The organism is Amycolatopsis sp. NPDC031561, from assembly GCF_055580625.1.
On sequence record NZ_JBVILA010000016.1, the window covers coordinates 25,483 to 39,065 of the forward strand.

The following is a 13,583-nucleotide window of genomic DNA, read 5'->3' on the forward strand; positions in this document are numbered from 1 at the left end:
CGTCCCGCGGCAGGTAGCCGGCGGAGAAGGCGCGCGAGCGCTATTTGTACAAGGTCTGGACGTTCGTGAAGGTGATGTCGTCCGTGGTGGTGCTGTCAGGGTTGAACCGGAAGACGACGTTGTCCGCGCCCCCGGCGCGCATCGTGAAGGTCGACATCATCGTCACCGATCCGCCCGCAACGAGCTGCTCCGGAAGGTCGGTGGGGCCGCTCTTCTGAACGGCGGAGTTCGTCGCCTTGGCGTGGTTGGCGCCGTACAACAACTCCGTGCGGACGTTGCTCTTCGCCGTTGGGAGGACGAGCGTCGCGTTGCCGGTATTCGTGATCTCGGTGGCTATTGTCACCACGACGTTCTCGGTCGGGCCGGAGTCGTAGGCGTTCGAATCCACGGTCTCGGACTTCGCGGAGACGATCCTGACCTTCAAGCCGTTGGACAACGTGGCGGCTTCGGCTGCCGGCGTCTCCGGCACGGAGGCGTTGTCGACGCAAAAATCCTTGTGAGCACTGGCGAAATTCGGGTCAGCGCACTTCGCGGGGTCGAGGCCGGCAGCGTCCGGCCCGGCAGAGTCGTCGCACGCGGCCAGTACGAGGGCGCCGGCCGCTACGAAGAGGCCGACCGAAAGTCTTGTGTTGAGCACAGCGGCCCACTTTACGTCACACGGGACGCCTCGAGGATCGTGCCCGATCCAGGAGGAATGAGAGATCGTCACCGGAGTCGCGTCACCGTGGGCCTGGAATAGGAGCAACCTGGAAATCGCGACCCGGCTCACCCACCCGCCCCGTTGGCCGGGGTGGGCGGCGCGGCGGGAATCCGGCCCGACTCCGGGCCGGCGTTGGCGTCGAAGGACATGCCGGAGTAATCGGGGTCCAGCACGGAGATCGCGTACGTGGCGGGCGCGGCCACCACGGCCGCGACCCCGACGGCGAGCCCGGCGGTGACCAGGCGGGGCGAGGTGGTCTTGACCACGCGCGCCAGGACCAAGGCGACGACAGCGGCCACGCCCAGCGCGAGCGCGCCCCATTTCGCCCACGGCAGGAAATTCGGGTAGTGCGACCACAGCCACGCGGCCCAGGCCACCTCGGCCGCCACCGCGAGTGGCAACAGCCAAGCCTGCTTGCCGCCCTCCCGGTACGCGCGCCAGAACAGCACGATGCCCAGGGCGGAGAGCGCGGCGACCGCTGGCGCGAGCGAGGCCACGTACGCGGTGTGCGGGACCTCGGCGACGCTGAAGACCAGACCGAAGGTCAGCAGCCACACCCCCCACATCACCAGTCCGCCGCGCACCGGATCGGCGCGCCCGGCCCTGCGCCGCCACCACAGTCCGCACAGCAGGGCCAGCAGCGAGAGCGGGTACAGCCAGCCGACCGCGACGGCGAGGTGGCCGTCGAACAGCTTGGCCCCGCCCTTCTGGACCGGCCTGCTCGTCGCCTTCGTCGGGTCCTCCTCGGTATTTCCCCGCGTGGCGGGAAGGATGTCACGCTGCCCGGCCAGCTGCTGCGGGTCGATCGCGCCGCCGTCGTTGTCGAACTTCCTGGCGCCGGGCAGCTGAATGCCCAGGTGCCCGAGGCCGTTGTAGCCGAACACCATGGCGACGGCGCTGTTGTTCGTGGAGCCGTCGACGTAGGGCCGGGCATCGGCCGGGGTGAAGGTGTACAGCGCGATCCACGACAGCGACACCGCCAATGTCACCGCACCGGCGACCACCACGTGCTTCACCCGGCGGCGCAGTTCGACCGGAGCGGTCAGCAGGTAACCGATCGCCAGCGCGGGCAAGACCATCCACGCCTGCAGCATCTTCGCCTGGAAACCCAGCCCCACCCAGACCCCGGCCCACACCAGCGACCGCAACCGCCCCTCCAGCACCGCGCGCTGATAGGCGTCGACGGCCAGCACCAGGCACATCACCAGCGCGCCGTCCTGCATGCTGTGCCCGAACATCGACGCGGCGACCGGAGTCAACGTGAAGATCCCGGCCGCCAGCAGACCGGGCACCACACCGGCCCAGCGCCGCACCACCCGGTACATCACCAGCACCGAGATCACGCCCTCGATCACCTGCGGCAACGCCAGCGACCAGGCATGGAACCCGAAGATCTTCGCGGAGACCACCTGTGGCACGAACGACCCGGCCAGCTTGTCCAAAGTGGACGTCGCCTCCGCGTCCACGGCCCCGAACAGGAACGCCTTCCAGCTCCCGGACATGCTCTTCACGGCGTCCGAATACAGCGGCGCGAAGTCCACCGACGGCAGATTCCACGCGTACAGCACCGCTGCCACCGCCGCGATGCCCAGCAACACCGGCCGGGCCCAGCGCGGCTGATCGGACGGCGAACGCCACACCGCCCAGCGAGGGGGCCTGCTTTCGGACACGACGTCCTGGGACGACGGAAGACGGGCAAGTGTTCCGGACACTCCGATACCTCCAGGCGCGGGCAAACCGGCCGAGTCATTTCAGTGCATTCCCCAGTGCGTGAATTCGCCCCCCGCACGCGCGCTACGGCCGGAACTCTCGCGGACTCCGACGTTATCCACGACCGGTCGGCACCCATACCGCCGATCGGACTCGCAGGCCGCCGGACATGCCTGGTGGTGCCGCCGGCCGCGGGAGTGGGTCTTCACACGTGTCCACGCGGCGGTCGTGACGGGTCGGCACGCTCCACCAATGGTAGGAATGCCTGGTGACCGAACCGAATCTGATCGAAGCCGCCGCCGAAGAGGCAGTCACCCTCACCAGTGAACTGATCCGCATCGACACCACCAACACGGGTGATCCCGACACGCTCGTCGGTGAACGCGCCGCGGCGGAGTACGTCGCCGAGAAGCTCACCGACGCGGGCTACGAGATCACCTACGTCGAGTCCGGGGGCAAGAACCGCCACAACGTGATCGTCCGGCTGGCGGGCGCCGACCCGTCGCGGGGCGCGCTCCTGATCCACGGTCACCTCGACGCCGTCCCGGCCGACGCCTCGGAGTGGTCGGTGCACCCGTTCTCCGGCGCGATCCAGGACGACTACGTCTGGGGCCGCGGTGCAGTGGACATGAAAGACATGTGCGCGATGACGCTCGCGCTGGCCCGCCACTACAAGATCAACAACATCGTGCCGCCGCGTGACCTCGTCTTCGCGTTCCTCGCCGACGAGGAGGCGGGCGGGAAGTACGGCGCGCAGTGGCTGGTGGAGAACCGGCCCGAGCTGTTCGAGGGGGTGACCGAGGCCATCAGCGAGGTCGGCGGCTTCTCGATCACGCTCAAGGACAACGTCCGCGCGTACCTCATCGAGACGGCGGAAAAGGGCATCCGCTGGATGAAGCTGCGGGTGCGCGGCACCGCGGGCCACGGTTCGATGATCCACCGCGACAACGCCGTCACCAAGCTGTCCGAGGCCGTCGCGAGGCTCGGCAACCACCGCTTCCCGCTGGTCATGACCGACTCCGTCCGCGAATTCCTGGACGGCGTCACCGAGATCACCGGCTGGGACTTCCCCGAGGACGACATCGAGGGTTCCGTCGCCAAGCTCGGCAACATTTCCCGGATGATCGGCGCGACCCTGCGCGACACGGCGAACCCGACGATGCTCACCGCGGGCTACAAGTCCAACGTCATCCCCTCGGTCGCGGAGGCTTCCGTCGACTGCCGGATCCTTCCTGGCCGTCTCGAGGCGTTCAACGCCGAGCTGGAGGAGATCCTCGGCCCGGACATCGAGAAGGAGTGGATGGAGCTGCCGCCGGTCGAGACGACCTTCGACGGCGCTCTCGTCGACGCGATGACCGCGGCGGTCCTCGCCGAAGACCCGGGCGCCCGCACGCTGCCGTACATGCTCTCCGGTGGCACGGACGCGAAGTCGTTCCAGTCCCTCGGGATCCGCAACTTCGGGTTCGCCCCGCTGCAGCTGCCCGCGGACCTCGATTTCTCGGCGCTGTTCCACGGCGTCGACGAGCGTGTCCCGGTCGACGCGCTGAAGTTCGGTGTGCGGGTGCTCGACCGTTTCCTCCGCTCCGCCTGATGTCCGGTCTGCTGGCCGCCGACGGAACACCCCTGCATTTCGAACGCTGGGGTGATCCGTCGGCGCCGGTGACCGTGGTGCTCCTTCACGGGTACGCCCTCGACAGGCGGAGCTGGCGCGCCGTCGCGCCGGTGCTGGCCGAGGCCGCGGAGGAGCCGATCGCGGTGCTGGCCTACGACCAGCGCGGGCACGGCGAATCCGGTGAGGTCCGGGCCGCGTCGGCGACGATGGGGCATCTCGCCGACGATCTCGCGGAGGTGCTGGAGAAGGTGATTCCCGAGGGCCGGGTCGTCCTGGTCGGTCACGACATGGGCGGGCTCGCGATCCTTTCGCTCGCCCAGCGCCACCCCGACGTCTTCGCGGACAGGGTGGCGGGGATCGGGTTGCTCGCCATGTCCGCCGGCGGCGTCACCCCGGACGCGATCTGGCCGAACGCGCTCGGGAAACTCGGCCGGGACCTCGAAATGGTCTTCGGGACGAAGCTGATCGGCCTGGTGCGGGAGCACACCAGCAAGGCGGTGACCGCGGGCCTGCGGTGGTGGCTCTTCGGGGACGACCCGGTGCCCGGCGACGTCGAACTGACCGTCCGGATGATCCGCGGCAACTGGCCCCAGACGGTGTCCGCGTTCCGCCCGGCACTGGACGCCTACACGCGGGAATCGGCGTTGTCGCAGGTCGGCGCGGTGCCGGTGACGGCGATCGTGGGGGAGCGCGACAAACTGGTGCCCACCGCCGACGTCGAAGAACTGGCGGGCGCGGTGGAGAACGGGACGTCGGTGGTACTGCCCGGGGTGGGGCACGTCGTCCCGCTGGAGGCGGCCCCGCAGGTGGTGCCCCGGCTGCTCGCCCTGGCGACCAGAGCCCGCCGACAAGACTGACTTCCTTGACAATTTCTCTTTTCGGTGGCACCTTCTTGCCATGTTCTCCGTAGCGGTGATCGAGGACGCGGAAGCGGCCGAAGTGTCGCTGGACCCGGTCCGGGCCCGGCTGCTGTCCGAACTCGCGGAGCCCGCGTCGGCCACGATGCTGGCCGCGCGGGTGGATCTGCCGCGGCAGAAGGTGAACTATCACCTGCGCGCGCTGGAAAAGCACGGCCTGGTCGAGCTCGTCGAAGAGCGGCGCAAGGGCAACGTCACCGAACGCATGATGCGCGCGACAGCGGCGTCCTACGTCATCTCGCCGACCGCGCTCTCCGCGGTCCAGCCCGACCCTGCCGAGTCGCCGGACCGCCTGTCCGCGCGCTGGCTGCTCGCGGTCGCGGGCAGGCTGGTGCGCGACGTCGGCCTGCTGATCACCGGCTCCACCAAGGCGCGCAAGCGGGTCGCGACCTTCGCGATCGACGGCGAGGTGCGGTTCTCGAACGCGGCCGACAGGGCCGCGTTCGCCGAAGAACTCACCGTCGCCATCACGAACCTGGTGAGCAAGTACCACGACGAAGGCGCCGAACAGGGCCGCGATCACCGGATCGTCGTCGCCGTCCACCCGAGCGTCGAAACCGAGACCGAGGAGCGCTGAGTGGGGCACGAATTCGAGATCGCCGAACGCGTCGAGGTCGACGCGACGCCGGAGCAGGTCTGGGACGCCATCGCGACCGGGCCGGGGATCACGTCATGGTTCATGGGACGCAGTGAGGTGGACGGTGGCGTCGGCGGCACGGTGAAGACCGCGTTCGGCGGCTACGAACCCGCGTCCGCGATCACCGCGTGGGATCCGCTGGAGCGCCTCGTCTACGGCGAGGAGCCCGATCCGGACGGGCGGTTCGTGGCCTACGAGTTCCTCATCGAGGGCCGTGCCGGCGGCAGCACCGTGCTGCGGACCGTGACGAGCGGCTTCCTGCCCGGCGACGACTGGGAAGAAGAGTTCGAGGCGATGCGCGGTGGCGGCGAGCTGTTCCTCCGCACCCTGGTCGAGTACCTCAACGGGTTCGCGGGCCGGAAAGCGGTGCCGGTGACGGTGTTCGGGCCGGCGATCGACGACTGGGACCGCGCGTGGCTGGCGCTGGGCCGGGAACTGGGTCTCGCCGGGCGGCCGGACACGGGCGACCGGGTCCGGCTGAGCACGGGGTCGATGTCCACAGTGGACGGAGAGGTCTATCTGGCGAACGAGCAGACGGTCGGGATCCGGACCGCGGACGCGCTTCTGCGCTTCGTCCGTGGTTTCCGCGGGCCGATGCTCGCGATGCATCACCTGTTCGGCGACGTCGACCCCGCGGAACAGGACGAGCTCTGGGCGGACTGGCTCGGCCGGGTCTTCAGGTGATCAGGCCGGGCAGGGGTGTGGCGGTGCGCTTGCGGCGCAACCACACCCTCCGGGTCCCGTCGGAGTAGAGCCGGACGGTCGAGAGCTCCCAGCCGGCGAACTCGGCGTGGATCGACAACTGTGTCGCCGCCGCCCGCCGGGAAACACCGGGAGGCAACTGCAGCCGCCGGTACTCCCAATCCCCTTCGACCACCGCCTCGTCCACAACTGTCATGGCGTGATCACCTGGATCCCTTCTCCGATGGCCGAGCCGACGACCACACGGCCGCCCTGCTCGTCGACGGTGACCGAATCTGGCTGCCGCAGGGTGGGGAACCGGTGCTTCTCGATCGGCTCTCCGCCGCGGACGTCGAAGCCGACGACCTCGTTGCGCTCGGTGAGGGTGACCCAGGCGAGGCCCCGGGCGCGGTCGTAGGCGATGCCGTACGCCCCGCCGGGGACGGGGTACCGCTGGCGCAGCAGCAGCGGCGTCGTGGAGAACGCCAGCAGCGCGCCCGCTCGCGCGTCGGTGACGAAAACGCGCCCGAGATCGTCGGTGACCGCGTTGGCCGCGCCGTCGCCTGCCCGCAGGCCCTCGCCGACCTTGCCCTCCGCGAGGTCGACCGAGAACAAGGCGGTGCGCAGTTTGTCCAGGACGACCACGCCGTCGCCGGTGTTCAGCACGTCGTCGGCGCTGTAGATCTGGCCGGTGATGGTCTTCGGGCCCGCGTTGGCGGACAGCACCTCGACGACCTTGCGATCACGGACCGAGACCAGCGTCGAGTTTCCGTCGGCGAGACCGGCGGAAGGCTGCCCCGCGACAGGGACGGTCTCCAGCGCGCCGCCGGGCAGGGAGACCTTCGCCAGCAGGCTCTTGCCGGGGACGCTGGCGAGCACCTGGCCACCCGAGACCGTGAGCCGCTCGGCGGGGCCGGGCAAGGCCACGGTCGTCTTCGGGGCCTCCAGGGCCGAGAGATCGTAGATGCGCAGCGAAGGCGGCTCCGAGACGGCGACGATCAGCGTCTTGCTCGCCTCGTCGGTGGCCAGCGCCTTCACCCCGGGCCCGGCGAACACCGAACCGGCGGGCTTGGCCGTCACCGCGGGGGAGACGGCAGCCGTCACCGCGACGGGGTTCTGCACGATCTGGAGCGTGTCGTTCGGGGTGTCGTCCGTACCGCAGGACGAGAGCACCAGGGCACCGGCGAGCGGGATCGCGATCCGGGAAACGGCGGACAGCCGACCCACCTTGGTGCCTCCACCTGCTACTCGTCGAACGGACCTGTCCAGCATCCCCCAGGAACCCCACCGCGTCACGTCTGTGTCACCTAACAGTCACCTAATCCAGTAATCGAGACGGCTCAAAGGCCGCGTTCGGGGTACCCGACCTCGATCGCGCTGACGTCGTCGAGCGCCGATCGGATGGCGGGCGGGAGCATGATCTCCTCGGCCGTGAGCGATCCGGTGAGCTGGCCGGTGTCACGGGCTCCGACCACGGGCGCGACCACTCCCGGCCGGTCGCGGACCCAGGCCAGCGCGACGGCCAGCGGCGAGGTGCCCAGCCCGTCGGCGGCGGTCGCGACCGCCTGCACGATCCTGGCCGCGCGATCGGTCCGGTGATGTTCGACATAGCCCGCGAAAACACTCGAAGCGCCACGGGAATCGGCGGGTGTCCCGGTGCGGTACTTGCCGGTGAGCACGCCCCGGCCGAGCGGGGCCCAGGGCAGGATCCCGATGCCGTGGTGCTCCGAGGCGGGCACGACCTCGCGGTCCACTCCGCGCTCCAGCAGCGAGTACTCGACCTGCGTCGAGACCAGCGGGGCGACGGCGGAACTGCGGGCCGCGGCGGTCGCGAGCTGCCAGCCGGAGTAGTTGGAGACGCCGACGTAGCGGGCCTTTCCGCTGGTCACGGCGTAGTCGAGGGCCGCGAGGGTCTCGTCGACCGGCACGGTGGTGTCCCAGGCGTGCAGCTGCCAGAGGTCGATGTGGTCGGTGCCGAGGCGGCGCAGCGAACCTTCGAGCGCACTCAGCAGAGCGCCGCGAGAGGCACCACCACCGAACGGGCCGTCGGTGCGGCGGGCGACCGCCTTGGTGGCGAGCACGATGTCGTCACGCGGGACGAGGTCGCCGAGCAGCGCGCCGAGAACGCGTTCGCTCTCGCCCTCGCTGTAGATGTCGGCGGTGTCGACCAGGGTGCCCCCGGCGTCGACGAACGCGACCAGCTGGCTGGCCGCCTCCTCCGAGTCGGTGTCGCCACCCCACGTCATGGTCCCGAGGGCCATCCGCGAGACCCGCAGTCCCGACCGGCCGAGCTGTCGTTTTTCCACGACGGGCGAGCCTAGCCGGAAGGCCGGTGCGGGACGCGGAGCAGGTGAGCGTGTCGTGATCGAGTACCACCGGCCGGGTCACCGCGGTGTCAACACCCTGAACGGAGGAGTGACACTCCGATGGATACATTCACGCCGTGCGACTCGGACTGAACTTGGGCTATTGGGGCGCGGGCAACGACGCGGCCAACCTGGCATTGGCGAAGAAGGCGGACGAACTGGACTACGCGGTCGTCTGGGCGGCGGAGGCGTACGGCTCGGACGCGCCGACGGTGCTGGCGTGGGTGGCGGCGCAGACCTCACGGATCGACGTGGGCAGCGCGGTGCTGCAGATCCCGGCGAGGACGCCCGCGATGACCGCGATGACCGCCGCGACCCTGGACACGCTGTCGGGTGGCCGGTTCCGCCTCGGCCTCGGCGTCTCCGGCCCGCAGGTCTCCGAAGGCTGGCACGGCGTGAAGTTCGCGTCACCCCTCGGCCGGACGCGCGAATACGTCGAGATCGTCCGCAAGGCGCTGTCCCGTGAGCGGCTGAAGTACGAAGGCGAGCACTTCGAGCTCCCGCTGCCCGGCGGGCCCGGCAAGGCACTGACGCTGACCGTGCACCCCGTGCGCGAAGAGATCCCCGTGTACCTGGCCGCCATCGGCCCGAAGAACCTCGAACTGACCGGCGAGATCGCGAACGGCTGGCTGCCCGTGTTCTTCTCGCCCGAGCACGCCGGAGAGCAGCTGAAGCTGATCCAGGCGGGCGCGGAGAAGGCCGAACGGTCCCTCGACGGCTTCGACGTCGTCCCCACCGTCCCGCTCGTGATCGGTGACGACTGGAAGGACTGCGCCGACGCGGTCCGCGGGTACGCGGCGCTGTACCTCGGCGGGATGGGCAGCCGGGAGAAGAACTTCTACAACCAGCTCGCCTGTCGGATGGGCTTCGAGCGCGAAGCCGCCGACGTCCAGCAGAAGTACCTGGGCAAGGACTACGAAGGCGCGATGGCGGCCGTCCCGCTGGAGTTCATCGACGCGACGTCGCTGCTGGGGCCCAAGGAGCGGATCGCCGAACGGATGCAGGCCTTCGCCGGTGCGGGGGTCACGACGCTGACCGTCGCGCTCTCCATGCCGGACCCCGAGAGCTCCGCACACGCTCTCGAAGTCGCGGCCGAGGCGATCGAACTGGCCGGTGTCGCCTGATGGGATGGTTCGAAGCACTGGTCCTGGGACTCGTCCAGGGCCTCACGGAGTTCCTGCCGATCTCCTCCAGCGCGCACCTGCGGATCACCGCGGCGCTCGCCGGCTGGGACGACCCGGGCGCCGCCTTCACCGCGGTGACCCAGATCGGCACCGAACTCGCCGTCATCCTGTACTTCTCGAGCAAGATCGGGAAGATCCTCCGCGCCTGGTTCTTCTCGATCTACAAGAAGGACTGGCGGCAAGACCCGGACGCGCGCCTCGGCTGGCTGATCATCATCGGCTCGCTGCCGATCGTGGTGCTGGGCCTGCTGCTGCAGGACGCGATCGACGAGACCTTCCGCGATCTGCGGATCACCGCGACCACGCTGATCGTGTTCGGCCTCATCCTCCTGCTGGCCGACCGGATCGTGCGGCAGGAACGGACGCTGGACCACCTGACCGTGCCGCACGGCCTCGGGTTCGGGTTCGCGCAGGCGCTGGCGCTGATCCCGGGCGTCTCCCGCTCCGGCGGCACCACCAGCGCCGGGCTGCTGCTCGGCTACACCCGCGCGGAGGCGGCGGAGTACTCCTTCCTGCTGGCGCTGCCGGCGGTGTTCGGCTCGGGCCTGTACAAGCTGACCGACATCGGCAAGGACGGCGCCCCGGCCCAGTGGGGGCCGACGATCCTGGCGACCCTGGTCGCGTTCGGCGTCGGCTACGCCGTCATCGCCTGGCTGATGTCCTACATCAAGACCAAGAGCTTCGTGCCGTTCGTGATCTACCGGCTCGTGCTCGGGGTCCTGCTGTTCGTGCTGATCTTCACCGGCGTCCTCGACCCCGGCGCGGGCCCGCACCTGTAAACCCCCGCATCCAGTCCTCTGGATGCGGTCCTTGCACACGCAACCACCGCATCCAGAGGACGAAACGCGGGAGCGGGCAAAGCACGGACACGTAGGGTGGGCCACGTGAGTACTGTGATCCTTCTGCGCCATGGCAAGTCCACGGCGAACGGTTCGGGCGTCCTGGCCGGCCGCACGCCCAAGGTCGGGCTTGACGACACCGGCCGGGCACAGGCGGCGGCGCTCGTCGAGCGCTTGGCGCCGGTTCCTCTCGCCGAGCTGGTGGTCTCGCCGATGCTCCGCTGCCGCCAGACGGTCGCGAAGCTGGCCGAGGCACGCGGTCTCGACAAGGTCAAAGAGCCCGGATTGTCCGAAGTGGACTACGGCGAATGGACCGGTCGCGCGCTCAAGGATCTGTTCAAGGAACCCTTGTGGCGGGTCGTGCAGGCGCACCCCTCGGCCGCGGTCTTCCCCGGCGGGGAAGGACTGGCCGCGATGCAGGCGCGTTCGGTCGCGGCCGTTCGCGCGCACGACGCCCGGATCACCGCGAAACACGGCGAGAACGCGGTCTGGCTCCTGTGCAGCCACGGCGACGTGATCAAGTCGATCCTCGCCGACGCGCTCGGCCAGCATCTCGACGCGTTCCAGCGGATCGTGGTCGACCCGGCGTCGGTTTCGGTGGTCCGCTACACCGAGACTCGTCCGTTCGTGTTGCGCGTCAACGACAACGGCGGTGACCTGGCCGGGATCGCCCCACCGGCGCCCAAGGCCAAAGCCAAGCGCGGCAAGGGAAAGCAGAGCTCCGACGCGGTGGTGGGCGGTACCACCGGAGCGTGACCGTCGCCGCCTGCGGCGTCACGCCACGGACGGCATCCACCGGCCCCTGACTGCCCGTAAGGTGGCCTGAACAGCAGATTCGACGACCCGGGAGCAACACCGATGATTTCGCAGGACAACCCGTTCGCCGCGCCGAGTGAGCTGCCCTACGCCCTTCCGCCGTTCGACCGAATCGCCGACGAACACTTCCTGCCGGCCTTCGAAGCGGGCCTGGCCGAGCACGCCGCCGAAATCGACGCGATCGCCGGTTCCGCCGAGCCGCCGACGTTCGAGAACACCATCGCCGCGCTGGAGAAGTCCGGCAGGCTGCTGTCCCGCGTCTCCAGCGTGTTCTACAACCTCTCCGGATCGAACGCGAACGACGAGATCCAGCGAGTGCAGGCCGAAATGGCGCCGCGGCTGGCGGCGCACGCCGATGCCGTCAACCTGAACCCGGCGTTGTTCGCCCGGATCAACACGCTGTTCGAGCGCAAGGACGAGCTCGGCCTCGACACCGAGTCGCTCCGCCTCCTCGAGCGTCACCACACCGACGTCCGCCGTGCCGGCGCGGGGCTTCCCGAAGCCGACCAGAAGCGCCTGCGCGAGCTGAACGAGCAGCTTTCGACCCTGTCGACCAGGTTCCAGCAGAACCTGCTGAAGGACACCAACGAACTCGCCGTCGTCGTCGAGGACGTCGCGGAACTCACCGGGTTGGGCGGGGACGAGATCGCGACCGCCGCCGAGACAGCGGGCGAGGAGGGCAAGTACGTCCTCAAGCTGACCCTGCCGACAGCGCAGGCGGCGCTGGCCACGCTGGAGGACCGCGCGCTGCGCGAGCGGATCTTCACCGCGTCGGTGTCGCGGGGCAACCGGGGCAACGAGTTCGACAACAACGAGATCGTCGCCCGGCTGGTCCGGTTGCGCGCCGAGCGGGCCGCCGTGCTCGGCTTCCCCGACCACGCCTCCTACGTCATCGAAGACGAGACCGCGAAGACGGCCGCCGCCGCTGCCGGGCTGCTGGAACGCCTCGCGCCGGTCGCCGTGGCCAACGCCAAGGCGGAGGCCGAAGAACTGCAGCGCTACCTCGAAGCCGACATCCCCGGCGCCGTCCTGCGGCCGTGGGACTGGGCGTTCTACGCCGAGCGCGTCCGCAAGGACCGGTTCGAGGTCGACACCGCGGCGCTCCGCCCGTACTTCGAGCTGAACCGGGTGCTGACCGACGGGGTCTTCTTCGCCGCGTCCAAGCTGTACGGCTTGAGCTTCACCGAGCGGGAAGACCTGCCGAAGTACCACCCCGAGGTCCGCATCTTCGAGGTCTTCGACACCGACGGCACGGCACTCGGCCTGTTCCTGCTCGACTACTACGCCCGCGACTCGAAGCGCGGCGGCGCCTGGATGAACAACTTCGTCGACCAGACGACAGTGCTGGGCACCAAGACGGTCGTGGTGAACGTGCTCAACGTCGCCAAGCCTCCGGCGGGCGAGCCGACCCTGCTGACCTTCGACGAGGTCGTCACCGCGTTCCACGAGTTCGGGCACGCGCTCCACTCGCTGCTTTCGGACGTGCAGTACCCGACGTTCTCCGGCACCAGCGTCCCGCGTGACTTCGTCGAGTACCCCTCGCAGGTCAACGAGATGTGGATGCTCTGGCCCGAGGTCCTGGCCAACTACGCCAAGCACCACGTGACCGGGGAGCCGCTTCCGCAGGAGCAGATCGACAAGCTCCTGGCGTCGCAGCAGTACGGCGAAGGCTTCTCCACGACCGAGTACCTCGCCGCGGCCCTCTTGGACCAGGCGTGGCACGCGCTCGGCACCGAGGACCACGTCGAAGACGTCCAGCGGTTCGAGGCCGAGGCGCTGACCAAGGCCGGAGTCGCGCTGGAAGCCGTGCCGCCGCGGTATCGCACCACCTACTTCGCGCACGTTTTCAGCGGTGGCTACAGCGCCGGGTACTACTCCTACATCTGGAGCGAGGTCCTCGACGCCGACACCGTCCAGTGGTTCCGCGAGAACGGCGGGCTCACCAGGGAGAACGGCGACCACTTCCGCCGCGAGCTGCTCGGGCGCGGTGGCAGCATCGACCCGATGGACGCCTTCCGCGCGTTCCGCGGCCGTGACCCGGAGATCGAGCCGCTGCTGCAGCGCCGCGGTCTCGCCGGCGCCTGACACTCTGACGGTCTCCCTGCCCGGGCACCCCCAGTG

At 69.5% G+C, this 13,583-nt stretch carries 13 protein-coding genes; 8 read left to right on the plus strand and 5 right to left on the minus strand.

Annotated features, from left to right (window positions below):
- Positions 1 to 40 precede the first annotated feature (40 nt).
- Together ACZ5IK_RS27400 and ACZ5IK_RS27405 are read right to left on the minus strand one after the other, a co-directional pair.
- On the minus strand, positions 41 to 769 hold the full coding sequence (locus ACZ5IK_RS27400) for a hypothetical protein (protein ID WP_465490304.1): 729 nt from the start codon (positions 767 to 769) through the stop codon (positions 41 to 43).
- Positions 766 to 2,412 (minus strand): ArnT family glycosyltransferase, encoded by a 1,647-nt coding sequence (locus tag ACZ5IK_RS27405; RefSeq protein ID WP_465490305.1) that lies wholly within the window; start codon positions 2,410 to 2,412, stop codon positions 766 to 768. The genes ACZ5IK_RS27400 and ACZ5IK_RS27405 overlap by 4 nt, the downstream gene beginning before the upstream one ends.
- A 266-nt stretch (positions 2,413 to 2,678) precedes the next feature.
- On the opposite strand from ACZ5IK_RS27405, the gene ACZ5IK_RS27410 reads away from it, so the two are divergent.
- The 4 genes from ACZ5IK_RS27410 to ACZ5IK_RS27425 are packed head-to-tail and all read left to right on the plus strand — an operon-like array spanning position 2,679 to position 6,260.
- On the plus strand, positions 2,679 to 4,001 hold the full coding sequence (locus tag ACZ5IK_RS27410) for a M20/M25/M40 family metallo-hydrolase (RefSeq protein ID WP_465490306.1): 1,323 nt from the start codon (positions 2,679 to 2,681) through the stop codon (positions 3,999 to 4,001).
- Entirely contained in the window at positions 4,001 to 4,879 is an 879-nt protein-coding gene (locus tag ACZ5IK_RS27415; RefSeq protein ID WP_465490307.1) for an alpha/beta fold hydrolase, read from the plus strand. The genes ACZ5IK_RS27410 and ACZ5IK_RS27415 overlap by 1 nt, the downstream gene beginning before the upstream one ends.
- A 40-nt stretch (positions 4,880 to 4,919) precedes the next feature.
- Positions 4,920 to 5,516 (plus strand): winged helix-turn-helix domain-containing protein, encoded by a 597-nt coding sequence (locus tag ACZ5IK_RS27420; RefSeq protein ID WP_465490308.1) that lies wholly within the window; start codon positions 4,920 to 4,922, stop codon positions 5,514 to 5,516.
- Positions 5,517 to 6,260 carry an SRPBCC family protein gene (locus tag ACZ5IK_RS27425; RefSeq protein WP_465490309.1) on the plus strand — a complete coding sequence of 248 codons (744 nt, stop codon included), beginning with the start codon at positions 5,517 to 5,519 and terminating at the stop codon, positions 6,258 to 6,260. It abuts the gene before it with no gap.
- Here ACZ5IK_RS27425 and ACZ5IK_RS27430 read toward each other — a convergent pair.
- The 3 genes from ACZ5IK_RS27430 to ACZ5IK_RS27440 all read right to left on the minus strand — a co-directional run bounded on the left by ACZ5IK_RS27430 (position 6,253) and on the right by ACZ5IK_RS27440 (position 8,563).
- On the minus strand, positions 6,253 to 6,474 hold the full coding sequence (locus ACZ5IK_RS27430) for a DUF5703 family protein (protein WP_016334446.1): 222 nt from the start codon (positions 6,472 to 6,474) through the stop codon (positions 6,253 to 6,255). The genes ACZ5IK_RS27425 and ACZ5IK_RS27430 overlap by 8 nt on opposite strands.
- A complete protein-coding gene (locus tag ACZ5IK_RS27435; RefSeq protein ID WP_465490310.1) occupies positions 6,471 to 7,484 on the minus strand; it encodes a YncE family protein in 1,014 nt (337 codons plus the stop codon). Before ACZ5IK_RS27435 ends, ACZ5IK_RS27430 begins: the two co-directional genes overlap by 4 nt.
- A 113-nt stretch (positions 7,485 to 7,597) precedes the next feature.
- A complete protein-coding gene (locus ACZ5IK_RS27440; protein WP_465490311.1) occupies positions 7,598 to 8,563 on the minus strand; it encodes an aldo/keto reductase in 966 nt (321 codons plus the stop codon).
- Positions 8,564 to 8,700: 137 nt separating this feature from the next.
- On the opposite strand from ACZ5IK_RS27440, the gene ACZ5IK_RS27445 reads away from it, so the two are divergent.
- The 4 genes from ACZ5IK_RS27445 to ACZ5IK_RS27460 all read left to right on the plus strand — a co-directional run bounded on the left by ACZ5IK_RS27445 (position 8,701) and on the right by ACZ5IK_RS27460 (position 13,547).
- A complete protein-coding gene (locus tag ACZ5IK_RS27445; RefSeq protein ID WP_465490312.1) occupies positions 8,701 to 9,747 on the plus strand; it encodes an LLM class F420-dependent oxidoreductase in 1,047 nt (348 codons plus the stop codon).
- Positions 9,747 to 10,586 (plus strand): undecaprenyl-diphosphate phosphatase, encoded by an 840-nt coding sequence (locus ACZ5IK_RS27450; RefSeq protein ID WP_465490313.1) that lies wholly within the window; start codon positions 9,747 to 9,749, stop codon positions 10,584 to 10,586. Before ACZ5IK_RS27445 ends, ACZ5IK_RS27450 begins: the two co-directional genes overlap by 1 nt.
- A 105-nt stretch (positions 10,587 to 10,691) precedes the next feature.
- Complete coding sequence (locus tag ACZ5IK_RS27455; RefSeq protein ID WP_465490314.1) at positions 10,692 to 11,402, plus strand: histidine phosphatase family protein; 711 nt, start codon at positions 10,692 to 10,694, stop codon at positions 11,400 to 11,402.
- A gap of 102 nt (positions 11,403 to 11,504) precedes the next feature.
- Positions 11,505 to 13,547: a M3 family metallopeptidase gene (locus tag ACZ5IK_RS27460; protein ID WP_465490315.1), complete on the plus strand. Its 2,043-nt coding sequence runs from the start codon at positions 11,505 to 11,507 to the stop codon at positions 13,545 to 13,547.
- The last annotated feature ends 36 nt before the right edge of the window (positions 13,548 to 13,583 follow it).

What these genes read in the sequence shown, in the direction of transcription:
- ACZ5IK_RS27420 (WP_465490308.1), top strand. Translation starts at nt 4,920, where the DNA reads ATGTTCTCCGTAGCGGTGATCGAGGACGCGGAAGCGGCCGAAGTGTCG.
- ACZ5IK_RS27450 (WP_465490313.1), top strand. Translation starts at nt 9,747, where the DNA reads ATGGGATGGTTCGAAGCACTGGTCCTGGGACTCGTCCAGGGCCTCACG.
- ACZ5IK_RS27430 (WP_016334446.1), bottom strand. Translation starts at nt 6,474, where the DNA reads ATGACAGTTGTGGACGAGGCGGTGGTCGAAGGGGATTGGGAGTACCGG.
- ACZ5IK_RS27460 (WP_465490315.1), top strand. Translation starts at nt 11,505, where the DNA reads ATGATTTCGCAGGACAACCCGTTCGCCGCGCCGAGTGAGCTGCCCTAC.
- ACZ5IK_RS27415 (WP_465490307.1), top strand. Translation starts at nt 4,001, where the DNA reads ATGTCCGGTCTGCTGGCCGCCGACGGAACACCCCTGCATTTCGAACGC.